The organism is Nonomuraea sp. NBC_00507 (assembly GCF_036013525.1).
Classification (GTDB): domain Bacteria; phylum Actinomycetota; class Actinomycetes; order Streptosporangiales; family Streptosporangiaceae; genus Nonomuraea.
The window spans coordinates 3,579,826-3,597,876 of record NZ_CP107853.1 but is presented as its reverse complement, the minus strand read 5'-3'; the positions used below and the strand labels follow the sequence as shown (position 1 = coordinate 3,597,876).

The following is an 18,051-nucleotide window of genomic DNA, read 5'->3' as shown; positions in this document are numbered from 1 at the left end:
GATCGTCCGGCCTATAGTGGGCGCACGCCTCGACATGTGACGCAGAGTCGTCGGCCGACGACAATGCGCACACCTTCCAGGAGACCTCCCCCATGAGCCAGTCGCCGGACGTCCAGGCCCGCCGCCCCGGCGCCGACCTGGACGAGCATCTCTCGCTGCTGCGCAGGCGGTGGCTGCTGCTCGTGGGCTGCGTGGTGTTCGGCGGCACGGCCGGGCTCGCGCTGATGCGCCTCACCCCGCCCGCCTACACCGCCGTCACGCAGGTGCACGTCATGCCGGTCGGGCCGCAGGAGCCGGGCAACCCGGTGACCGCCCGCCAGCGCGAGCCGCTCAACCTCGACACCGAGGCTCAGGTCGCGCAGTCGGCCGTCGTCGCCACCCGCGCCGCGCAGGCGCTGGGGATCGAGAAGGCCGAGCCCGCCGTGGTCTCGGTGCCGCCGAACTCGGCGGTCCTGTGGATCTCCGTCACCGCCCCCGAGCCCGGCGTCTCCGCCGCCCAGTCCCATGCGTATGCCGAGGCCTACCTCGCGCACCGGCGCGAGAGCACGCTGGACGCGCTCGCCGCGCAGCAGCAGGCGGTGCTGGCCAAGCTCAAGCAGGTCAACGCCGGCATCGACGCGGGCATCAAGGATCTCGGCCAACTGCCCAAGGGCAGCCCCGAGCGGGCGATCGCGCTGCAGCGGCAGGGCGTGCTCAACCGGCAGGCCGCCAGCCTCGCGCTCAAGTACGACGCGTTGCGCACGGTCGCGGTGACGCCCGGCGCGATCATCAGCCGGGCCGCGCCGCCGGCCGCGCCCAGCTCGCCCAGCCTGCCGCTCCACCTCGGCACCGGGCTGATGGCGGGGCTTCTGACCGGCTCCGCCGCCGCATACGCCCGCGACCGCCTCGACACCCGGCTGCGTACGGCCGCCGACGTCGAGCGGCTGACCGGCCTGCCCGTGCTGGGCGACCTCTCCGACCCCCGCGAGCACGGTGTGGCGCACGATCTGGCCTGCGCCGTGGTCGCCGCGTGCCCCGGCAAACGGCTGCTGATCAAGACGCTGCCTGCCGACCTCGGCGCCTCGTTCGCCGCCGAGCCGCTGGAGGTCCGCGCGCCGCTGTCGGTGCTCGACGGCTCCGACGTGCGCGACCTGGCCAGGGCAGACGCGGCCCTGCTGCTCGTGGGGCTCGGCCGGGTCACCGCGCAGCAGGTCACGGCCGCCGCGAGCCGGTTGAGCCGGCACGACGTGCCGATCATCGGCGTGGTGACGGCCGCAGACGCGGTGCCGTCGTTCGTTCCGCTGCTGGAGCCGCGCCCGCACACGCCGCTGGGCAAGCTCGTCGCCACCGGCGAGTTCGGGGTGAGCGTGTCGGCGGAGACCACGCCCATGCAGGCGCTGCGCCCACCCCGCCCCGGCCAGCCGACGTGAGGGGACCCGCCTGGCCCATCGCGGCGTTGCTGGTCGGCTACCCGCTCTGGTGGGCGCTCGGGTTCGGCGGCCTGTCGGTGGTCGTCCTGGCCGTGCCGATGGCGGTGCTGTTGTGGCGGCGCCGCCCGATCAGGGTGCCGCCCGGGTTCGGGCTGTGGTTGTTGCTGATCGCCGGCTACCTGGTGAGTGCGATCATGCTCGCCGAGACGCCGCCGGGCACCTACGGCGAGCTCGGCCCCGGCCGGATCGTCGGCTACGCCATGCGGCTGGCGCTGTACGCGGCCGTCCTGATCATGGTGCTCTACCTCGGTAACCTGACCGAGCGCGAGCTGCCGCAACTGCGCCTGGTGCGCATGCTCGGCGTGTTGTTCGTCACGACGGTAGCGGGCGGGCTGCTCGGCGTCTTCCTGCCCGGGTTCTCCTACACCTCGCCGGTCGAGTGGCTGCTGCCGCGGTGGCTGGGCGACAACCCGTTCGTCCAGAACCTGATCCACCCCACGGCCGCCCAGACACAGAAGGTGCTCGGCTACGCCATGCCCAGGCCGGAGGCCCCGTTCGAATGGGCGAACGCGTGGGGCAGCAACGTGTCGGTGCTGCTGATCTGGGCCGTGGTCGGCTGGTGGGTCCACGGCGGGCCGCGGCACAAGCTCTTCGTGGCCGCCGCGATCGCCCTGGCCGCGATCCCCATCGTCTACTCGCTCAACCGCGGCCTGTGGATCGGCCTCGGCCTGGCGGTCGTTTACCTGATCGTCCGGGTCGGCGGACGCATCAGGGTGGCGTTGTGCGGGGCCGTGGCGGCGGCCGCGCTGGCCTTCGCGCTCAGCCCGCTCGCGGCGCTCGTGGCGCAGCGGCTGGACAAACCACACTCGAACGACATCAGGGCCTTCACCGTGACCGCCACCCTCGCGGCCGCCCAGCACTCGCCGGTGATCGGCTACGGCAACACCCGCAACGCGACGGGCAACCACCGCACGATCACCACGGGCCGTACCGAGTGGTGCACGACCTGCGGGCACCCGCCGCTCGGCAGCGACGGGCAACTCTGGCTGCTGATCATCACGCAGGGCTTCACGGGGGCGGCACTGTACGTCGCGTTCTTCCTCGGCGCGATCCGCCGCCACTGGTCCGACCGCAGCCCCATCGGGCTCGCGGGGGTCCTCGTGATGGGGCTGGTGCTGATCTACATGTTCGTCTACGACGGCCTGGTCACCCCGCTCGGCCTCTACCTCATCTCCTTCGCCCTTCTTTGGAGGAACGCATGAGTGATGCGACCGCCCGTCTGGGCTACCTCTCGGAGACCGTCCGGCTGCTCTATCCGGGGCCCGGCTCGCCCCGGGCGTACACCCTGCTGCCGCACGCCGCCGTGCCCCGGCGGCTGGCGCCGCGCCGGTGGTGGCACCTGTGGTCCGAGGTCGTGGTTCCGGGCGGGGGGTCGATCACGGCGCATCTGAGCGAGGTCTTCGGCCGGCCGGTGGAGACCGTCCTCCACGTACGTCCCGCGCTGCGGGCCAACCGCAAGCCGATCCTGGAGGCCCGCTCCGGCGGCCGGCCGCTCGCGTTCGTGAAGATCGGCGACAGCCCCCGCGCACGCGAGCTGATCACCTCCGAGGCCACGGCGCTGCGCAGGCTGGCGGGGCTGGGGCTGAGGACCGTGACCCCGCCCGCGGTGCTCCACCACGGCGACTGGCGCGGGCTGGCGGTGCTGGCGCTGTCGCCCCTGCCGGTGCGGCGCCGCCGCGTGCCCCGGCCGCTGCTGCTGGCCGCGATCGAGGAGATCGCACGCACCGGCGGTCCCAGCCCGGCCTGGCACGGGGATTTCGCGCCGTGGAACATATGCCCGGCGCCCGGCGGCCGGCTGCTCGTATGGGACTGGGAACGCTACGAGCTCGGCGTGCCCTACGGGTTCGACGCCGTGCACCACTTCTTCCAGCGGGCGCTGCGCAGGATGGATCCGCCTACCGCCGCCCGGGCGTGCGTGGCGCGGGCGGCACGCGAGCTGGCCCCTCTGGGGCTGTCGGCGGCCACCGCCAGGCAGACCGCGCTGCGCTACCTCATCGCGCTGGCCGACCGGCACGCCGCGGACGGGCACACACCGCTCGGGCCGCCGCAGACGTGGCTCAATCCGGCCGTCGACCACGAGGAGCTGCTGACATGAGGACCACCAAGCGGTCCGCGCTGTCGCTGTCGCGGGGCGCGGGCAGGCTCACGTCCAGTGCGCGGGTGCTGCCGTCGTTCCTGATCACGGGGGCGCAGCGGTGCGGCACCACGTCCCTGTACCGGGCGCTGGCGCAACATCCGCTGCTGCTCAAACCGGTGCTGCACAAGGGGGTGCATTACTTCGACGTCGCCTACTGGCACGGGCTGTCCTGGTATCAGGCGCACTTTCCGCTGCGGGTGGGGGCGACGCTGGTCGGACGCCGGTACGGCGGCCGGCCGCTGGCGTTCGAGTCGTCCCCCTATTACCTGTTCCATCCGCTGGCCGGGGAGCGGATAGCGGCCGATCTTCCCGACGTGAAGCTGATCGTCCTGGTCCGCGATCCGGTGGAGCGGGCCTGCTCGGCCCACGCCCATGAGCTGGCCAGGGGGTTCGAGACGGAGTCACACCTCGAGTACGCGATCGAGCTGGAGGAAGGACGGCTGGCGGGGGCAGAGGCGCTGCTGCGCGGGTCGCCGTACGCGCTGCACCACTCGCACCGCCACCACGCGTACGTGGCCCGGGGCCGCTACGCCGATCAGCTCGACCGGCTGGAGCCGCTGATCGGGCGGGACCGGATGCTGGTGCTGGACAGCCACCGGTTCTTCCGGGACCCCGAGCAGGTCTACGACCGGGTGCTGGAGTTCCTGGGGGTGCCGCATCTGGGGTATCCGGTGTTTGAGCAGCACAACGGGCGGGCCTTGCCGCGGCCGGTGCCCCATGTGCTCGGGCGGGCGCTGCGGGAGCACTTCGAGCCGTACGACGCGCGGCTGGTGCGGTGGCTGGGCGAGGAGCCGTCGTGGCGGCGATGACCCAGGGCCCAGTCGAGGGGCAGGTCGAGGGGCCGGGGCGGGCCGGGATCGCGGGGGTCACGGCGGCGGCCTTCTCCGCCTTGGCGCAGTTCGTGCTGGTGGTGGTCGTGACCAGGGCGTTCACGGCCGCTGAGGCCGGGGGCTTCTTCGCGGCGACCGCCGTGGTGCTCATGGCGGCGGGGATCGCCAAGCTGGATGCGGGCAACGGGCTCGTGTACTTCATCGCCCGCGCGGAGACGTACGGCTATCTCGGCATTTCCGGATATATCAGGGCGGCGCTCGTGCCCTGTGCGGTGGCGGCGGGCGCCGCGGCGGTGGTGTTGTACCCCCAGGTGGGGGTGGTGGCGGCGGTCGTGCCGGTCGTGGTGCTGGGTGATGTGCTGCTGGCCGCCACCCGCGGCTTCGGGGCCATGCGCCCGACCGTGCTCCTGGACGGGATGGTGCTGCCTGCCGCCCAGCTGGTCCTGGTCGCCGGGGTAGCCGTGGCCGGGGCGGTCGAGTGGTTGCCGGTGGCCTGGGCCCTGCCCTACGTGCCGGTGCTGGTCCTGGCCGCGGCCGCGGTGCGGGGGCGGGCGCCGCGGAGCCCGTACCTGCCGGGGACGGGGCGGGATCTGTGGCGCCACACGGCTCCCCGGTCGGTGGCGGGGGCGGTTCAGGCGGTGTTCCAGCGGGTGGACATCGTGGTCGTCGCGCTGCTCGCGGGGCCTGCGCAGGCTGCCGTCTACACGGCGGCCACACGGTTCAAGGTCGTCGGGCAGCTGGCGAACCAAGGGCTCGCGCAGGCCGTACAGGCTCGGCTGGTCGGCGCGCTCGCGAGCGGGGAGCCTGCGCGGGCCCGGGAGCTCTACCAGGCCGCGACTATCTGGCTGGTCCTGCTGACGTGGCCGGTGTGGCTCGGCTACGCCGCGCTGGCGCCGTGGCTGCTGCGGCTGTTCGGCCCCTCGTACGGGTCGGCGGCGCCGGTGGCGCTGGTGCTGGCCGGGACGATGATGGTGGCCACGGCCTGCGGGATGGTGGACGTCGTGCTCACCGCCGCCGGGCATACCTGGACGAGCCTCCTCAACCTGCTGGCGGCCGTCGCATGCACGCTGGCGCTCGACCTGGCGCTCATCCCCGCCCATGGGGCGCTCGGCGCGGTCGCCGGCTGGTCGGGCGGGGTGCTCGTCAAGAACCTGCTCCCGCTGTGGCAGCTCCACCGCCGCTACGGGCTGCACCCGTTCGGCCGTCACACCCTTGGGGCGCTGCGGTGGCGTGCCTGGGCGGCGGCATGAGCGCCCCCGTCCTCGTCACCGGGCTCCCGCGCAGCGGCACCAGCTGGACGGGCAAGATGCTCACGGCCGGCGGCGACCTCGTCTACGTGAACGAGCCGCTCAACCCGCAACACCCGCCCGGCCGCTGCCCGGGAGTGCTCAGGGCCGAGGTGACGCACCGGTTCCAGTACATCTGCGACGACAACGCCGGCGCCTGGCTGCCTGCCTTCCGGGATACGGTCGCCCTGCGCTACCACTGGCTGGCCGAGCTGCGCGCGAACCGCTCCCCCTACGACCTGGCCCGCCTGCTCCGCTACGGGACCGCTTTCGCGCTGGGCCGCCTGGCGGGGCGGCGCGCGTTGCTCGACGACCCGTTCGCGGTGCTGAGCGCGGGGTGGTTCGCCCGGCGGCTGGGGTGCCGGGTGGTCGCACTGGTGCGGGATCCGGTGTCGTTCGTGGCCAGCTGGCAGCGGCTGGGGTGGACGATCGACGTTCGTGAGCTCCTGGACCAGCCCCTGCTGGTCCGCGACCATCCGGAGGTGGTGGAGCTGCGTGCCGTCGCCGGCTCCGACGACCGCATCGCCACGGCCGCCGCGCTGTGGCGGGTCGCCCACACGATCCTGACCCGGACGCCCGGCGTCCTCGTCACCTCGTACGAGTCGCTGGCCGCCGACCCGATCGCCGGGTTCCGGCGCCTGTACGCCTACGCGGATCTGCCCTGGACGCCTGCCGCCGCGCGTCGCATCGCCAGGGCGTGCATGGGAGGCTCCGGGCGGGTCGCCGGTGCCTTCGCCTGGTCGGGCCTGTCGCGCACGGCGTACCGGCGCATGGACTCGCGCCGCGCGCTCCAGGGGGCCGCCCGCGGCCTTGGCGAGGAAGACGCGGCCCGCGTCCGCGCCCTCACGTCCGGGCTGGATCGGCTCTTCTCCTGAGACGCGTCGCCAGACAGCGGCCCAGCAGCCGCGCCGCGAACGGCAGATCGTCGACCAGGTAGCGGCGTGCCAGCCGACCCGGCTCGCCGGCCAGCCGGAACGCCCACTCCAGCCCGGTCTGCCGCATCCATCCCGGCGCTCTCGGCACCGTGCCCGCCGCGAAGGCGATCGCCGCCCCGCATCCGAGGAACCATGCCTCCGGCAGCTCTTTCCGCAGGTCCACGATGAGTTGGTCCTGCCGCGGGAAGCCGAGGCCGACGAAGACGAGCCGCGGCTGCGCGGCGACGAGCCTGCGCCGTACGAGCTCGCGTCCCTCCGGGGTGGCGTCGAAGCCGTAGGGCGGCGCGTGCGAGCCGCAGACCCGTAGCCGTGGATAGCGGCTCATGAGCTCGCCGACGGCTCGCTGCGGGACGTCTGGGGGGCCGCCGCCGAGCACGTAGACGGGCCAGCCTCGGCGGGCGGCCAGCTCGCTGAGCGCCCAGAGGAGGTCGGCTCCGGTGACGCGCTCGGGCAGCGGCGTGCCCAGCAGCCGGGCCGCCCACACCAACGGCATCCCGTCGGGCACCACGAGTTCGGCCGAGCACACCAGGTCCTTCAGCTCGGGGCAGGCGGCGGCGATCCGGCAAATGTCGACGTTGGGGGTGACGATCCGGCCGCCTCTGCCGGCCTCCAGCTCGCCGGCCACCCGCTGCACCACCTGCTCCTCGGTGAGCGCATCCACCCCGACCCCACCCACCCGCACTCGCCCACCGACGGCGCGCTTGCCGGGCATGGTGCCGGACCCAGGCACGGCCGGCATGGTGCCGGACCCGGGCGCACCCTCGCGCGCCACCGCGCCGGATCCCGAAGCCGGCGAAGGGGCTGGGGTCGATGGCCCGATCCCTGTGTACGGCGAGGTCAAATCCCGTGTCCCCGGTTGTGCAACATCGACAGCACGGTCGGCGCCGAGACGAGGCCGGCGGCCACCGCCAGGGCGATCGGCGCCCGTGGCTCGGCGGCCCGGGCCGCGAACGTGCGCAGGGCCCAGCGCGCGGCCTCGCGCCGGCGTCCCAAGGCGGCGTGGCTGAAGGCCAGCTGGCCGTAGACCCGTGCCGCGCCGCGCGGGTCCACGGCCAGTTCGGGGTACCGGGCGAGCATCCAGTCGAGCCCGGCAATGCGGTCCGCCCAGCGGGCGACGTAGTGGGACCCGCCCCAGCGCACCTGGACGAGCGGCCGGTCGACGTGCGCGATCGGCCGCCGCTTGGCCGCTCGCAGCGCCAGGTCCCAGTCCTCGTTCTGTCCGGCGGGCGCGCTCTCGTCGACCCACAGCGCGCCACGTACGAACAGGAACGTCGATGAGTGGACCATCACCATGCGCGACCGCAGAAGATCGTCTGCGGTGATGGACTCGGCGCCGGCCAGCCGGGCCACGCGGCGGTGGCCGTAGGCGACCTCGATGCCGCAGCTGGCGAACTCGCCACCGGCGTCCCGTAGCGCGCGCACTTGGGCCGCGAGCTTGCCCGGCAGCCAGACGTCGTCGTCGTCGCAGAAGGCCACGAGATCGGTGTCACAGGCGGCGATGCCGGTGTTGCGGGCACCTGGGAGCCCTGGGGTGCGCGTGTTCGGCAGGACGACAACCGCCGCATCGCCACACGCCAAGCCCAGGTCCGCCGCGTCCGCAGCCGCCACACAAGATCCCGCCGGGCCCGCACACACCACACCAGGAGCAGCCGCGTCCACAGCCGCCACACCTGGCGTCGTTGTGGTGTCCACCACGACGACCAGCGCCAGCTCCCCCTCATAGTCCTGAGCCAGCACGGCCGCAACGGCCTCGCGCAACGGCCCGGGACGGTCGCCGCGCGTTGGGATCACCACACCCACGGATGGCAGCCGCGTCACCCCGCCGCCCTCCCGTACCCGTATCTGGCCCTCAGCGGCCACGTCAGCGCGTTGACCACCCGCCGGTCACCATTGCCCAGCCCCGTCGCCCAGGAGTCGTCTCGCCGCAGCTCCACCCGCCCCACGTGGAACCGCATCGGATTGCCGGACACCGTGTGCGACGGCCCCAGCCAGACGGCGTGGCCGTCGACGAACGGGAGCTCGGGGACGCCGGACAGCCCGAGCTCGCGGACCAGCCCCGTGAGCGTGCGCTCAGGGGCGGCGAGCAGATCCTCGTAGCGGACCGTCGTCACGCGGGCCCCGCGCCGCGCGAGCAGCTCCAGCGCGGCATTCTGCGCGCTCCACTGCAGCGCCGTGCGGGCGGGCCCCCAGCGGGTCATCGGCTGCCCGTCTTCAGGCCGCGCCACGGTCCTGCCCCAGGAGTAGGCGACGGCACGCGGATCCCTGACCACATGGACCACGTGGACGTCCACGCCGCTCGTCACCAGACACCAGGCGAGGGAGGCGTGCTTGCTGGAGTCGATCACGACGCGGGCGCCGGTGGCGGCGTAAACCAGCCGGTAGGCCTGCACGTATTCGGCCAGATCGCGATGGGCGATGCGGACGATCCTGCGGGTGCGGTCGACCCGGCGCCGGAGCATCAGGACCCGGTTGGCCGTCACGCTCGCCCAACCACCGAACGCGCGCTCCCCGACCTGGCACCAGAAGGCGCAGGCGGGGAAGGGCTCGCCACACCCGCAGGGTTCCTTCGCCAGGACTCCCCGCTCCCACAGGTGCACTACCTCCCCAAGCGCGACCACGCCGGGCAGCTCGCCAAGGAGCCTCTCGAGCAGAGTGGTGCCACTACGGCCCAAACCGCCCAAGTAGATCACCCGGGTGGTGATAGCGCGGTCGGTCACGGAGGAGGGCTTTCGCGTCGCGAATACGGAACGCGAGAACCCTAACGCGGAGAGTAATCAGTGGGTAAGGGAAGAGCGAAAAGATCTACCGTTCAGCGGCCGTCCATGATCATGCCGGCGCCGACCGTGCTGTTCGTGGCCTCGTCCACCAGGATGAAACCGCCCGTGAGCCGGTTACGTCCGTAGTCGTCCACGAACAGCGGCTGCGTGACGCGCAACGACACCCGCCCGATCTCGTTGAGGCCGAGCGAGGTCGCCTCCTCGTCCCGGTGCAGGGTGTTGACGTCGAGCCGGTAGTGCAGGTCGCGGACGAGGGCGCGGGCCGTACGGGTGGTGTGCTTGATCGTCAGCTTGGAGCGCGGCGTCAGCTTGACCCCGTCGCCCATCCAGCAGACCATCGCCTCCAGCTCCTGCGCCACGTTCGGCTGGTTGTTGGGCCGGGCGATCATATCGCCGCGCGAGATGTCGAGGTCGTCCTCGAAACGCAACGTCACCGACATGGGCGGGAACGCCTCCTCCACCGGGCCGTCGAACGTGTCGATCGAGGCGATCCGCGTGGTCAGGCCCGACGGCAGGTGCACCACCTCGTCACCCGGCTTCAGCACGCCGCCCGCCACCTGCCCAGCGTAGCCGCGGTAGTCATGGAAGGCGTGCTCGGTGGCGCGCTGCGGGCGGATGACGTATTGCACGGGGAAGCGCACGTCGGTCAGGTTGCGGTCGGAGGCGATGTGCACGTTCTCCAGGTGGTGCAGCAGCGACGTGCCGAGATACCAGGGCATGTTCTCCGAGCGGGAGACCACGTTGTCGCCGTTGAGCGCGGAGATCGGGATGAACGTCAGGTCGGAGACGTTGAGCTTGGAGGCGAACGCCGTGAACTCCTCCCTGATCTCCTCGAACCGCTCCTGCGAGTAGTCCACCAGGTCCATCTTGTTGACGGCCAGCACCAGGTGCGGGACCCGCAGCAGCGACGTCAGGAACGCGTGCCGGCGCGACTGCTCCAGCACGCCCTTGCGGGCGTCGATGAGGATGATCGCCAGGTCGGCCGTGGAGGCGCCGGTGACCATGTTGCGGGTGTACTGAATGTGCCCCGGCGTGTCCGCGATGATGAACTTCCGGCGCGGCGTCGCGAAATAACGGTATGCCACGTCGATCGTGATGCCCTGCTCGCGCTCGGCCCGCAGCCCGTCGGTCAGCAGCGACAGGTCGGTGTATTCGGTGCCGCGGTCACGTGAGGTCCGCTCGACGGCTTCGAGCTGGTCCTCGAAGATCGCCTTGGAGTCGTAGAGCAACCGTCCGATGAGGGTGGACTTGCCGTCGTCGACGCTTCCCGCCGTGGCAAAGCGAAGAATGTCCATTTTAGAAGTAGCCCTTGAAGTAGACACAGCCGGTCCTCCAGGGTGAACCGGAACTGGTACGGACGGTCGGCATTAGAAGTAGCCCTTGAAGTAGACACAGCCGGTCTTCCAGGGTGAACCGGAACTGGTACGGACGGTCGGCATTAGAAGTAGCCCTTGAAGTAGACACAGCCGGTCTTCCAGGGTGAACCGGAACTGGTACGGACGGTTGGCATTAGAAGTAGCCCTCTCGTTTCCGGTCTTCCATGGCGGCCTCGGACGAGCGGTCGTCGGCCCTGGTGGCCCCGCGCTCGGTGATCCGGGTGACCGCGATCTCCTCGATGATCTCCTCGACCGTGGCGGCCGTGGACTGCACGGCGCCGGTGCAGGTCATGTCACCCACGGTCCGGTAACGGACGACGGCCTCGAACAGCGGCTCGTCGTCGCCGCGCTGCACGACGTCGGAGTCGGGCAGCAGCATGCCGTCACGCTCGAACACCTTGCGGGTGTGGGCGAAGTAGATGGAGGGGATCTCGATGCCCTCGCGCCTGATGTAGTCCCAGACGTCGAGCTCGGTCCAGTTGGACAGCGGGAAGACGCGGATGTGCTCGCCCTTGCGGATGCGCGCGTTGTAAAGGTTCCACAGCTCGGGGCGCTGGTTCTTCGGGTCCCACTGACCGAAGTCGTCGCGGAAGGAGAACACGCGCTCCTTGGCGCGGGCCTTCTCCTCGTCGCGGCGCGCGCCGCCGAACACGGCGTCGAACTCGTGCTCCTCGATCGCGTCCAGCAGCGTGGTGGTCTGCAGCCGGTTACGCGAGGCGCGCCGCCCCGTCTCCTCCACGACCCGGCCCTGGTCGATGGAGTCCTGGACACTGGCCACGATCAGGCGCGCGCCCAGCTCCGCCGATCGGCGGTCGCGGAACTCGATGACCTCGTCGAAGTTGTGGCTGGTGTCCACATGCATCAGGGGGAACGGAATCGGCGCGGGCCAGAACGCCTTCTCCGCGATGCGGAGCATGACGATCGAGTCCTTGCCCCCGGAGAAGAGCAGACACGGACGCTCGAACTCGGCCGCCACCTCTCGCATGATGTGGATGGCCTCGGCTTCGAGCACGTCAAGCTGCGACGTGGTGTAGTCGCGCTGGAGCATGGGTGCTTCCTCCGGCGTTTCAGCGGTGCAGGTCCCGAATGCCGGCGAGCAGAGATGTCGCCAGCTCCGGTAGGGAAACCAGAATATCTGGTAGTGACGGGTCGGCTTGGTTATAGGTGAGCCGCGAGCCGTCGATTCGGCTCGCGTGGGCCCCGGCGGCCAGCGCGACGGCGACGGGCGCGGCGGAATCCCACTCATACTGGCCGCCGGCGTGCACGTATGCCTCGACCTCGCCGGTGAGCACCGCGGAGATCTTCGCCCCCGCCGAGCCGATCGGCACGAGGTCGGCGCCCGCAAGGTAGGCCAATTTCTGGACGAACTCGGGCGGCCTGGTGCGGCTGACCGCGATGCGGAAGCGGCCTCCGTCGTAGGCGGGCGGCTTGGGCGGCTCGGCGGTGCTCAGCGTGCGGCCCTGGGCGGGCAGCGCCACGGCGCCCGCGGTCAGCTGCCCGCGCTCCCACAACGCCACGTGCACGGCCCAGTCAGCCCGGCCCTCCTCAGAAAACTCGCGCGTGCCGTCGAGGGGATCCACGATCCACACCCGGTCCGCCGCGAGCCTGCGCGGGTCGAGCCGCTCCTCGCGGGTGGCCTCCTCCGACAACACGCTGTCGGAGGGCCGCAGCCGGGCCAGGGACTCCATCAGAAAGACGTGGGAGGACCGATCGCCTTCCGCCTTGAGCGCGGGCGCGTCGCCGAACCCCAGGCGCTCCCTTATCCGCAGCAGCCGCTCGCCCGCCTCGCTCGCCAAGTCAGCGGCGAGCGCGTGGTCGTCGCGAATCGTCATCAATATGCTCCTTGCCCGCGGGCGACAGCCGACCAAGTCTTCCACAGGATCTGCAAGTCCAGCGTGAGGGACCAGTTCTCCACGTAACGCAGGTCGAGACGTACGGATTCCTCCCAAGATAGGTCAGATCTACCACTGACCTGCCACAGTCCGGTCAGCCCAGGACGTACGAGGAGCCGTCTGCGCACGTCGTCACCGTAGCGCGCGACCTCCTCCGGCAACGGCGGCCTGGGCCCCACCAGAGACATGTGGCCGAGCACGACGTTGATGAGCTGGGGCAGCTCGTCGAGCGAGTGGCGGCGCATCCGCATGCCGAGCGGCGTGACGCGTGGATCGTTCCGGATCTTGAACAGCACCCCGTCACGGTCGCTGACCAAGGTGATCTTCCGCTGCTCCGAGCCGCGCCGCATGGTGCGGAACTTCAGGATCGTGAACGGTTTCCCGTCCCTGCCCACCCGGGTCTGCCTGAACAACGCGGGTCCGGGGCTCGTCACGCGTACGGCCGCCGCCAGCCCGGCCAGCACCGGCGCGAGCAGCACCAGCAGCGCGACGGCGACCAGCCGGTCGAAGACGTTTTTGATCAGCTGCCTGGCCCCGGCCAGCTCGGGATGCTCCACATGGAGGAGCGGCAGCCCGGCGGCGGGCCTGATCGTGGTGCGCGGCCCGGCCACGTCCATCAGCGCGGGAGCGACCACGAGCTCGGTGTGCGTGCGTTCCAGCCGCCAGGCCAGTCGCCGCAGCGCCTGCCCGTCCATCTCAGGGCAGGCCAGCACGGCCACGGTGTCGGCGTCGAGCTGTGCCACCGCGAGCGGCACGTCGCTGAGGTCGCCGACCACCGGCACTCCGGCCACCCACTCCCCGGGCGCGGCCGCAGGCACGCAAGCCGCCACGACCTCCATGCCGTGGTAACGCTCCTTGCGGAACAACTCGACCAGCTCGGCGATCGAGGCCGCGTGGCCCGCCGCGACGACCTTGCGCATGCAGGCGCCGACCGCCCTGCGCCGGTGCAGCGCGCTGCGCAACGCGTGCCTGAAGACCAGCGTGAGCAGCGTGACCAGGGGCAGCGCGAGCACGACGTAGCCGCGGGCGACGTCGGTCTTGGTCAGATAGGACCCGATGGCGGTGCCGGCGGTGAGCGCCACGCCGCACTGCAGGATCCTGCGGAACTCCTCGGAGCCGACGCCGATCAAGCGCGGCTCATAGGCCCGGTTGAGCGCCACCGCGCACGTCCACACCACCGGCAGCGCCAGGCTGACCAGTAGGTAGGGAAGCGCGTATGGGGTGAGCCCGCCGAAGCGCACGAAGAAGGCCACGGCGGACCCGATGCCGGCGCCGCACAGGTCGGCCGCGACGGCGCACAGGCGATAGGAGCGGATCCAGGCAGGCGCGCGGGGGCCGACTCGCCATGAGACCACATGGCCGACGGTCATGAGTCCCCCACCGCGCACGCACGCCTCCACTGTGACCATTCATGAGCGGACAGTCACCGATCGTAGCGACACGACAAGCGGAGCACCGGCGAAAGGACCTATGCGGTGATCAGCGAGGAGGGCCGGAAATGTGCAGATCAGCCCGGTGGTACTCGTTCTGCGTGGCTTCGAGGCCGCGGGCCATCAGCGATTCCACGACGTCGGCCGCCCGGTCGACGAGAAAAGGCAGGTCCTTGCGTTCGGCGGTGGCGAAGTCCCTCAGCACGAAGGTGGCGGCGTCCATGCGGCCGGGCGGGCGCCCGATGCCGAACCGGACCCGCAGGTAGTCGCGGGTGCCCAGGACCTTGGTGATCGACTTGAGACCGTTGTGGCCGTTGTCGCCGCCGCCGAGCTTGGCGCGCAACGCCCCGTAGGGCACGTCAAGCTCGTCGTGCACGACGATCAGCCGGTCCGGGCCGATCTTGTAGAAGTCGGCGAGCGCCTTGACCGGCCCGCCGGACAGGTTCATGTACGTCAGCGGCTTGGCCAGGATGGCGGCACGGGTCTCGCACACCTCGGCCCGGCTCTTGTGCGCCTTGAACCGCCCGCCCGCCCTGGCGGCCAGCTCGTCGAGCACCATGAATCCGGCGTTGTGCCGGTTGTCGGCGTATTCGGGCCCCGGGTTGCCCAGTCCGGCGATCAGCCAGCGGTCCATGCGCTTCCCTTAATCGCGAAAACGGGGCGGCCGTGTGCCGGCCGCCCCGTTTTACGGTGCTTATTCGGCCGAGGCCTCGGCGGTCTCGCCCTCGGCGGCGGCCACGGCGACCTCGCCCTCGGCGGCCTCCTCCGCAGCCTCGACCGGCTTGGCGATGACCTGGAGGATGACGGTCTCGGGGCCGGCGACCAGCGTGGCGCCCTGCGGGAGCTGGAGCTGGGCGGCGGTGATGGCGGTGCCGACTGTCAGGCCCTCGACGTTGACCTCGACGCCGGTCGGGATGTGGGTGGCCTCGGCCTCCACGGCGACCTGGACGAGCTGCTGGTCGAGCAGGCCGTCGGAGTGCACGTCGCCGACGGTGGTGACCGGGATCTCGACGGTGACCTTCTCGCCGCGCTTGACCAGGAGCAGGTCGACGTGCTCGACGAAGCCCTTGATCGGGTCGCGCTGCACGCCCTTGGGCAGGGCCAGCTCGTCCACGCCGTCACCCTCGAGGCGGATCAGCACGTTGGGCGTGCGGAGCGCGAGCAGCACCTCGTGGCCGGGCAGGCTCAGGTGCTTGGGGTCGATGCCGTGCCCGTAGAGAACGGCAGGCACCTTGTTGGCGCGGCGGATCTTGCGAGCGGCGCCCTTGCCGAACACGGTGCGGGACTCGGCGGCGATACGTACTTCAGACATGCCATCTCCTAGGGATGCATCGGGGATCGGTGTGGTGCGCTCTCCCTCACCCGCCCTAGCGGAAGGCGTTACGAGCGCAACCTGCTCATTCTATAGGCGTCAGGTGTCACCCTCGAACAAGCTCGTCACCGAGCCGTCGTTGAAGATCTCGGTGATGGCCCGGGCGATGAGCGGCGCGATGGACAGGACCGTCAGCTTGTCGAACCTGCTGGCCTGCGCCAACGGCAGCGTGTTGGTGACGATGACCTCGGAGATCCTGGAGTTCTTCAGCCGGTCCACGGCCGGGTCGGAGAAGACCGCGTGGGTGGCGGCGGTGATCACATTGGTGGCGCCCTGCTCGTAGAGGGCGTCGGCGGCCTTGCAGATCGTCCCCGCGGTGTCGATCATGTCGTCGATCACCACGCAGGTGCGCCCGCGTACGTCTCCGACCACCTCGTTGACCTTCACCTGGTTGGCCACGTCGAGGTCGCGGCGCTTGTGGATGAACGCCATCGGCGTGCCGAGCGTGTCGGCCCAACGCTCCGACAGGCGGACGCGGCCGGTGTCGGGCGAGACGACGGTGGTGCGCTCCAGGTCCAGCTTGTTCCTGAGGTAGCGCTCCAGGACCGGCATGGCGAACAGGTGGTCCACCGGCCCGTCGAAGAAGCCCTGGATCTGCGAGGTGTGCAGGTCGATCGACATGAGCCGGTCGGCCCCCGCAGTCTTGAACATGTCGGCCATCAGCCGGGCCGTGATGGGCTCGCGTCCGCGGCCCTTCTTGTCCTGGCGGGCGTAGCCGAAGAACGGCATGACCACGGTGATGCGCTTGGCGGAGGCCCGCTTCAGCGCGTCGACCATGATGAGCTGTTCCATGATCCACTTGTTGATGGGCCCGGTGTGGCTCTGGATCACGAAGGCGTCGCAGCCGCGTACGGACTCCATGAAGCGGACATAGATCTCGCCATTGGCGAAATCGACCAGCTTGGTCGGAGTGAGTGAGACGCCGACATGCCGGGCGACCTCCTCCGCCAGCTCCGGGTGGGCCCGCCCGGAGAAGAGCATGAGGTTCTTCTCTCCAGGCTGCTTGATGCTGGTCACTGTTCTTTCTCCTGCTGCTCTTGCCGCGCCAGCGCCCGCTCGGCGGCCGCGGCCGACTTCGTGCCCGCGCGCCTGCGCAAGACCCATTTCTCGATGTTGCGCTGCCGTGCCCGCGCCACTCCCATGGCGCCGGGGGGCACCTCGTCCACGATCACCGAGCCCGCCGCCGTGTAGGCGCCGTCGTTGACGGTCACCGGGGCGACGAGCATGGTGTCGCAGCCGACGAATACGCCGTCGCCCACGGTGGTGTGGTGTTTGTTGACCCCGTCGTAGTTGACGAAGACGGTGGCGGCGCCGATGTTGGCGTCCTCGCCGATCGTGGCGTCGCCCGCGTAGGTCAGGTGCGGCACCTTCGAGCGGTCGCCGACCTTCGCGTTCTTCATCTCGACGAACGTGCCGGCCTTGGACTTGCGCCCGAGCACGGTGCCGGGCCGCAGGTAGGCGTAGGGGCCGACGTTGGCCTCGGGGCCGATCTCGGCGCTGTCGCAGACGGCGTTGCGCACGACGGCCCGCTCGCCCACCCGGGTGCCGGTCAGCGTGGTGGCCGGGCCGACCTCGGCGCCGGTCTCGATGACGGTGTCGCCGTGCAGCTGCGTGCCGGGATGGATGACGGCGTCGGACGCGATCCGCACGCCGACGTCGATCCAGGTGCTGGCCGGGTCGATGATCGTGACGCCGGCCCGCATGTGGCCCTCCAGCAGGCGCTGGTTGAGCACCTTGCGGGCGGCGGCGAGCTGCACGCGGTCGTTGACGCCCTCGACCTCGACGTGGTCGCCGGCCACGCAGGCGCCGACCCGGTGGCCGTCGCCGCGCAGGATGGACAGGACGTCGGTGAGGTATTCCTCGCCCTGAGCGTTGTCGGTGGACACGCGCTTGACGCCGTCGGCGAGCAGTTCGCCGTCGAAGGCGTAGATGCCGGAGTTCATCTCCTTGATGGCACGCTGCTCCGGCGTGGCGTCCTTCTCCTCGACGATCTCCAGGACGGCGCCGTTCCCGTCGCGGATGATCCGCCCGTAGCCGGTCGGATCGGGCACCTCGGCGGTCAGCACGGTGACCGCATTGCCCTCGGCGGCGTGCCGTTCGAGCAGCGCGGCGAGGGTCTCGGTGCGCAGGAGCGGCACGTCGCCGTAGGTGACCAGCACCGTGCCGGAGATCGTGCCGACCTCCTCGAGCACGGTGCGGACCGCGTGGCCGGTGCCGCGCTGCTCCTGCTGGACGACGGCTCGCGCGTCGGGGCTGGTGGCGGCCAGGTGGCCGCCGACCTGCTCGAGCGCATGCCCGATGACGACGATGAGGCGCTCAGGCCCCAGGTCGCGGGCGGCGGCGAGCATGTGGTCCACCAGAGCGCGACCGCACAACTCGTGCAGGACCTTCGGGGTCCGGCTCTTCATCCGGGTGCCCTCGCCCGCGGCGAGGACGATGACAGCTGCCGGGCGCGGCACACTCACGGACTGAGGCTCCCTGTGACTGGACGGATCAGGGCATTTGGTACGGCTACCGCACCGCTACCCTCCCGACACCGTGAGGATA

The 18,051-nt window shown here is 71.1% G+C and carries 17 protein-coding genes; 6 read left to right on the top strand and 11 right to left on the bottom strand.

The annotated features are described in order from the left end of the window. Window positions 1-92 precede the first annotated feature (92 nt). Genes OHA25_RS18095 through OHA25_RS18070 form a run of 6 tightly spaced genes read left to right on the top strand, consistent with a single transcriptional unit; the run spans window position 93 to window position 6,597 of the window. Complete coding sequence (locus OHA25_RS18095) at window positions 93-1,409, top strand: Wzz/FepE/Etk N-terminal domain-containing protein (protein ID WP_327588741.1); 1,317 nt, start codon at window positions 93-95, stop codon at window positions 1,407-1,409. Further along, on the top strand, window positions 1,406-2,671 hold the full coding sequence (locus tag OHA25_RS18090; protein ID WP_327588740.1) for an O-antigen ligase family protein: 1,266 nt from the start codon (window positions 1,406-1,408) through the stop codon (window positions 2,669-2,671). The genes OHA25_RS18095 and OHA25_RS18090 overlap by 4 nt, the downstream gene beginning before the upstream one ends. Beyond that, a complete protein-coding gene (locus OHA25_RS18085; RefSeq protein ID WP_327588739.1) occupies window positions 2,668-3,564 on the top strand; it encodes a hypothetical protein in 897 nt (298 codons plus the stop codon). Before OHA25_RS18090 ends, OHA25_RS18085 begins: the two co-directional genes overlap by 4 nt. Beyond that, complete coding sequence (locus OHA25_RS18080) at window positions 3,561-4,415, top strand: sulfotransferase family protein (protein WP_327588738.1); 855 nt, start codon at window positions 3,561-3,563, stop codon at window positions 4,413-4,415. Before OHA25_RS18085 ends, OHA25_RS18080 begins: the two co-directional genes overlap by 4 nt. After that, window positions 4,412-5,686, top strand: a complete 1,275-nt coding sequence (locus tag OHA25_RS18075; protein WP_327590999.1) for a lipopolysaccharide biosynthesis protein — start codon at window positions 4,412-4,414, stop codon at window positions 5,684-5,686. Before OHA25_RS18080 ends, OHA25_RS18075 begins: the two co-directional genes overlap by 4 nt. Then, window positions 5,683-6,597 carry a sulfotransferase gene (locus tag OHA25_RS18070; protein ID WP_327588737.1) on the top strand — a complete coding sequence of 305 codons (915 nt, stop codon included), beginning with the start codon at window positions 5,683-5,685 and terminating at the stop codon, window positions 6,595-6,597. Before OHA25_RS18075 ends, OHA25_RS18070 begins: the two co-directional genes overlap by 4 nt. On the opposite strand, the gene OHA25_RS18065 is transcribed toward OHA25_RS18070, so the two are convergent. From OHA25_RS18065 to glmU, 11 genes are all read right to left on the bottom strand, one after another. Continuing rightward, window positions 6,566-7,396: a WecB/TagA/CpsF family glycosyltransferase gene (locus OHA25_RS18065; RefSeq protein WP_442942192.1), complete on the bottom strand. Its 831-nt coding sequence runs from the start codon at window positions 7,394-7,396 to the stop codon at window positions 6,566-6,568. The genes OHA25_RS18070 and OHA25_RS18065 overlap by 32 nt on opposite strands. A 98-nt stretch (window positions 7,397-7,494) precedes the next feature. Further along, a complete protein-coding gene (locus OHA25_RS18060; protein ID WP_327588735.1) occupies window positions 7,495-8,451 on the bottom strand; it encodes a glycosyltransferase family 2 protein in 957 nt (318 codons plus the stop codon). Window positions 8,452-8,471: 20 nt separating this feature from the next. Further along, entirely contained in the window at window positions 8,472-9,374 is a 903-nt protein-coding gene (locus OHA25_RS18055) for a sulfotransferase (protein WP_327588734.1), read from the bottom strand. Window positions 9,375-9,466: 92 nt separating this feature from the next. Beyond that, window positions 9,467-10,756 carry a sulfate adenylyltransferase subunit CysN gene (gene cysN, locus OHA25_RS18050; RefSeq protein ID WP_327588733.1) on the bottom strand — a complete coding sequence of 430 codons (1,290 nt, stop codon included), beginning with the start codon at window positions 10,754-10,756 and terminating at the stop codon, window positions 9,467-9,469. Between the two features lie 187 nt (window positions 10,757-10,943). Further along, window positions 10,944-11,858: a sulfate adenylyltransferase subunit CysD gene (gene cysD, locus OHA25_RS18045; RefSeq protein ID WP_327588732.1), complete on the bottom strand. Its 915-nt coding sequence runs from the start codon at window positions 11,856-11,858 to the stop codon at window positions 10,944-10,946. 19 nt (window positions 11,859-11,877) lie between these two features. After that, the gene (locus tag OHA25_RS18040) at window positions 11,878-12,642 is read right to left on the bottom strand and encodes a 3'(2'),5'-bisphosphate nucleotidase CysQ (protein ID WP_327588731.1); all 765 of its coding nucleotides are present in this window, start codon (window positions 12,640-12,642) and stop codon (window positions 11,878-11,880) included. Then, window positions 12,642-14,072 carry a sugar transferase gene (locus OHA25_RS18035; protein WP_327588730.1) on the bottom strand — a complete coding sequence of 477 codons (1,431 nt, stop codon included), beginning with the start codon at window positions 14,070-14,072 and terminating at the stop codon, window positions 12,642-12,644. The genes OHA25_RS18040 and OHA25_RS18035 overlap by 1 nt, the downstream gene beginning before the upstream one ends. A gap of 109 nt (window positions 14,073-14,181) precedes the next feature. Further along, on the bottom strand, window positions 14,182-14,766 hold the full coding sequence (pth, locus tag OHA25_RS18030) for an aminoacyl-tRNA hydrolase (RefSeq protein WP_327588729.1): 585 nt from the start codon (window positions 14,764-14,766) through the stop codon (window positions 14,182-14,184). Window positions 14,767-14,826: 60 nt separating this feature from the next. Continuing rightward, window positions 14,827-15,444: a 50S ribosomal protein L25/general stress protein Ctc gene (locus OHA25_RS18025; RefSeq protein WP_327588728.1), complete on the bottom strand. Its 618-nt coding sequence runs from the start codon at window positions 15,442-15,444 to the stop codon at window positions 14,827-14,829. A 99-nt stretch (window positions 15,445-15,543) separates the two neighbouring features. Further along, complete coding sequence (locus OHA25_RS18020) at window positions 15,544-16,521, bottom strand: ribose-phosphate diphosphokinase (RefSeq protein ID WP_327588727.1); 978 nt, start codon at window positions 16,519-16,521, stop codon at window positions 15,544-15,546. After that, a complete protein-coding gene (gene glmU, locus OHA25_RS18015; RefSeq protein WP_327588726.1) occupies window positions 16,518-17,969 on the bottom strand; it encodes a bifunctional UDP-N-acetylglucosamine diphosphorylase/glucosamine-1-phosphate N-acetyltransferase GlmU in 1,452 nt (483 codons plus the stop codon). The genes OHA25_RS18020 and glmU overlap by 4 nt, the downstream gene beginning before the upstream one ends. Window positions 17,970-18,051: the final 82 nt, after the last annotated feature.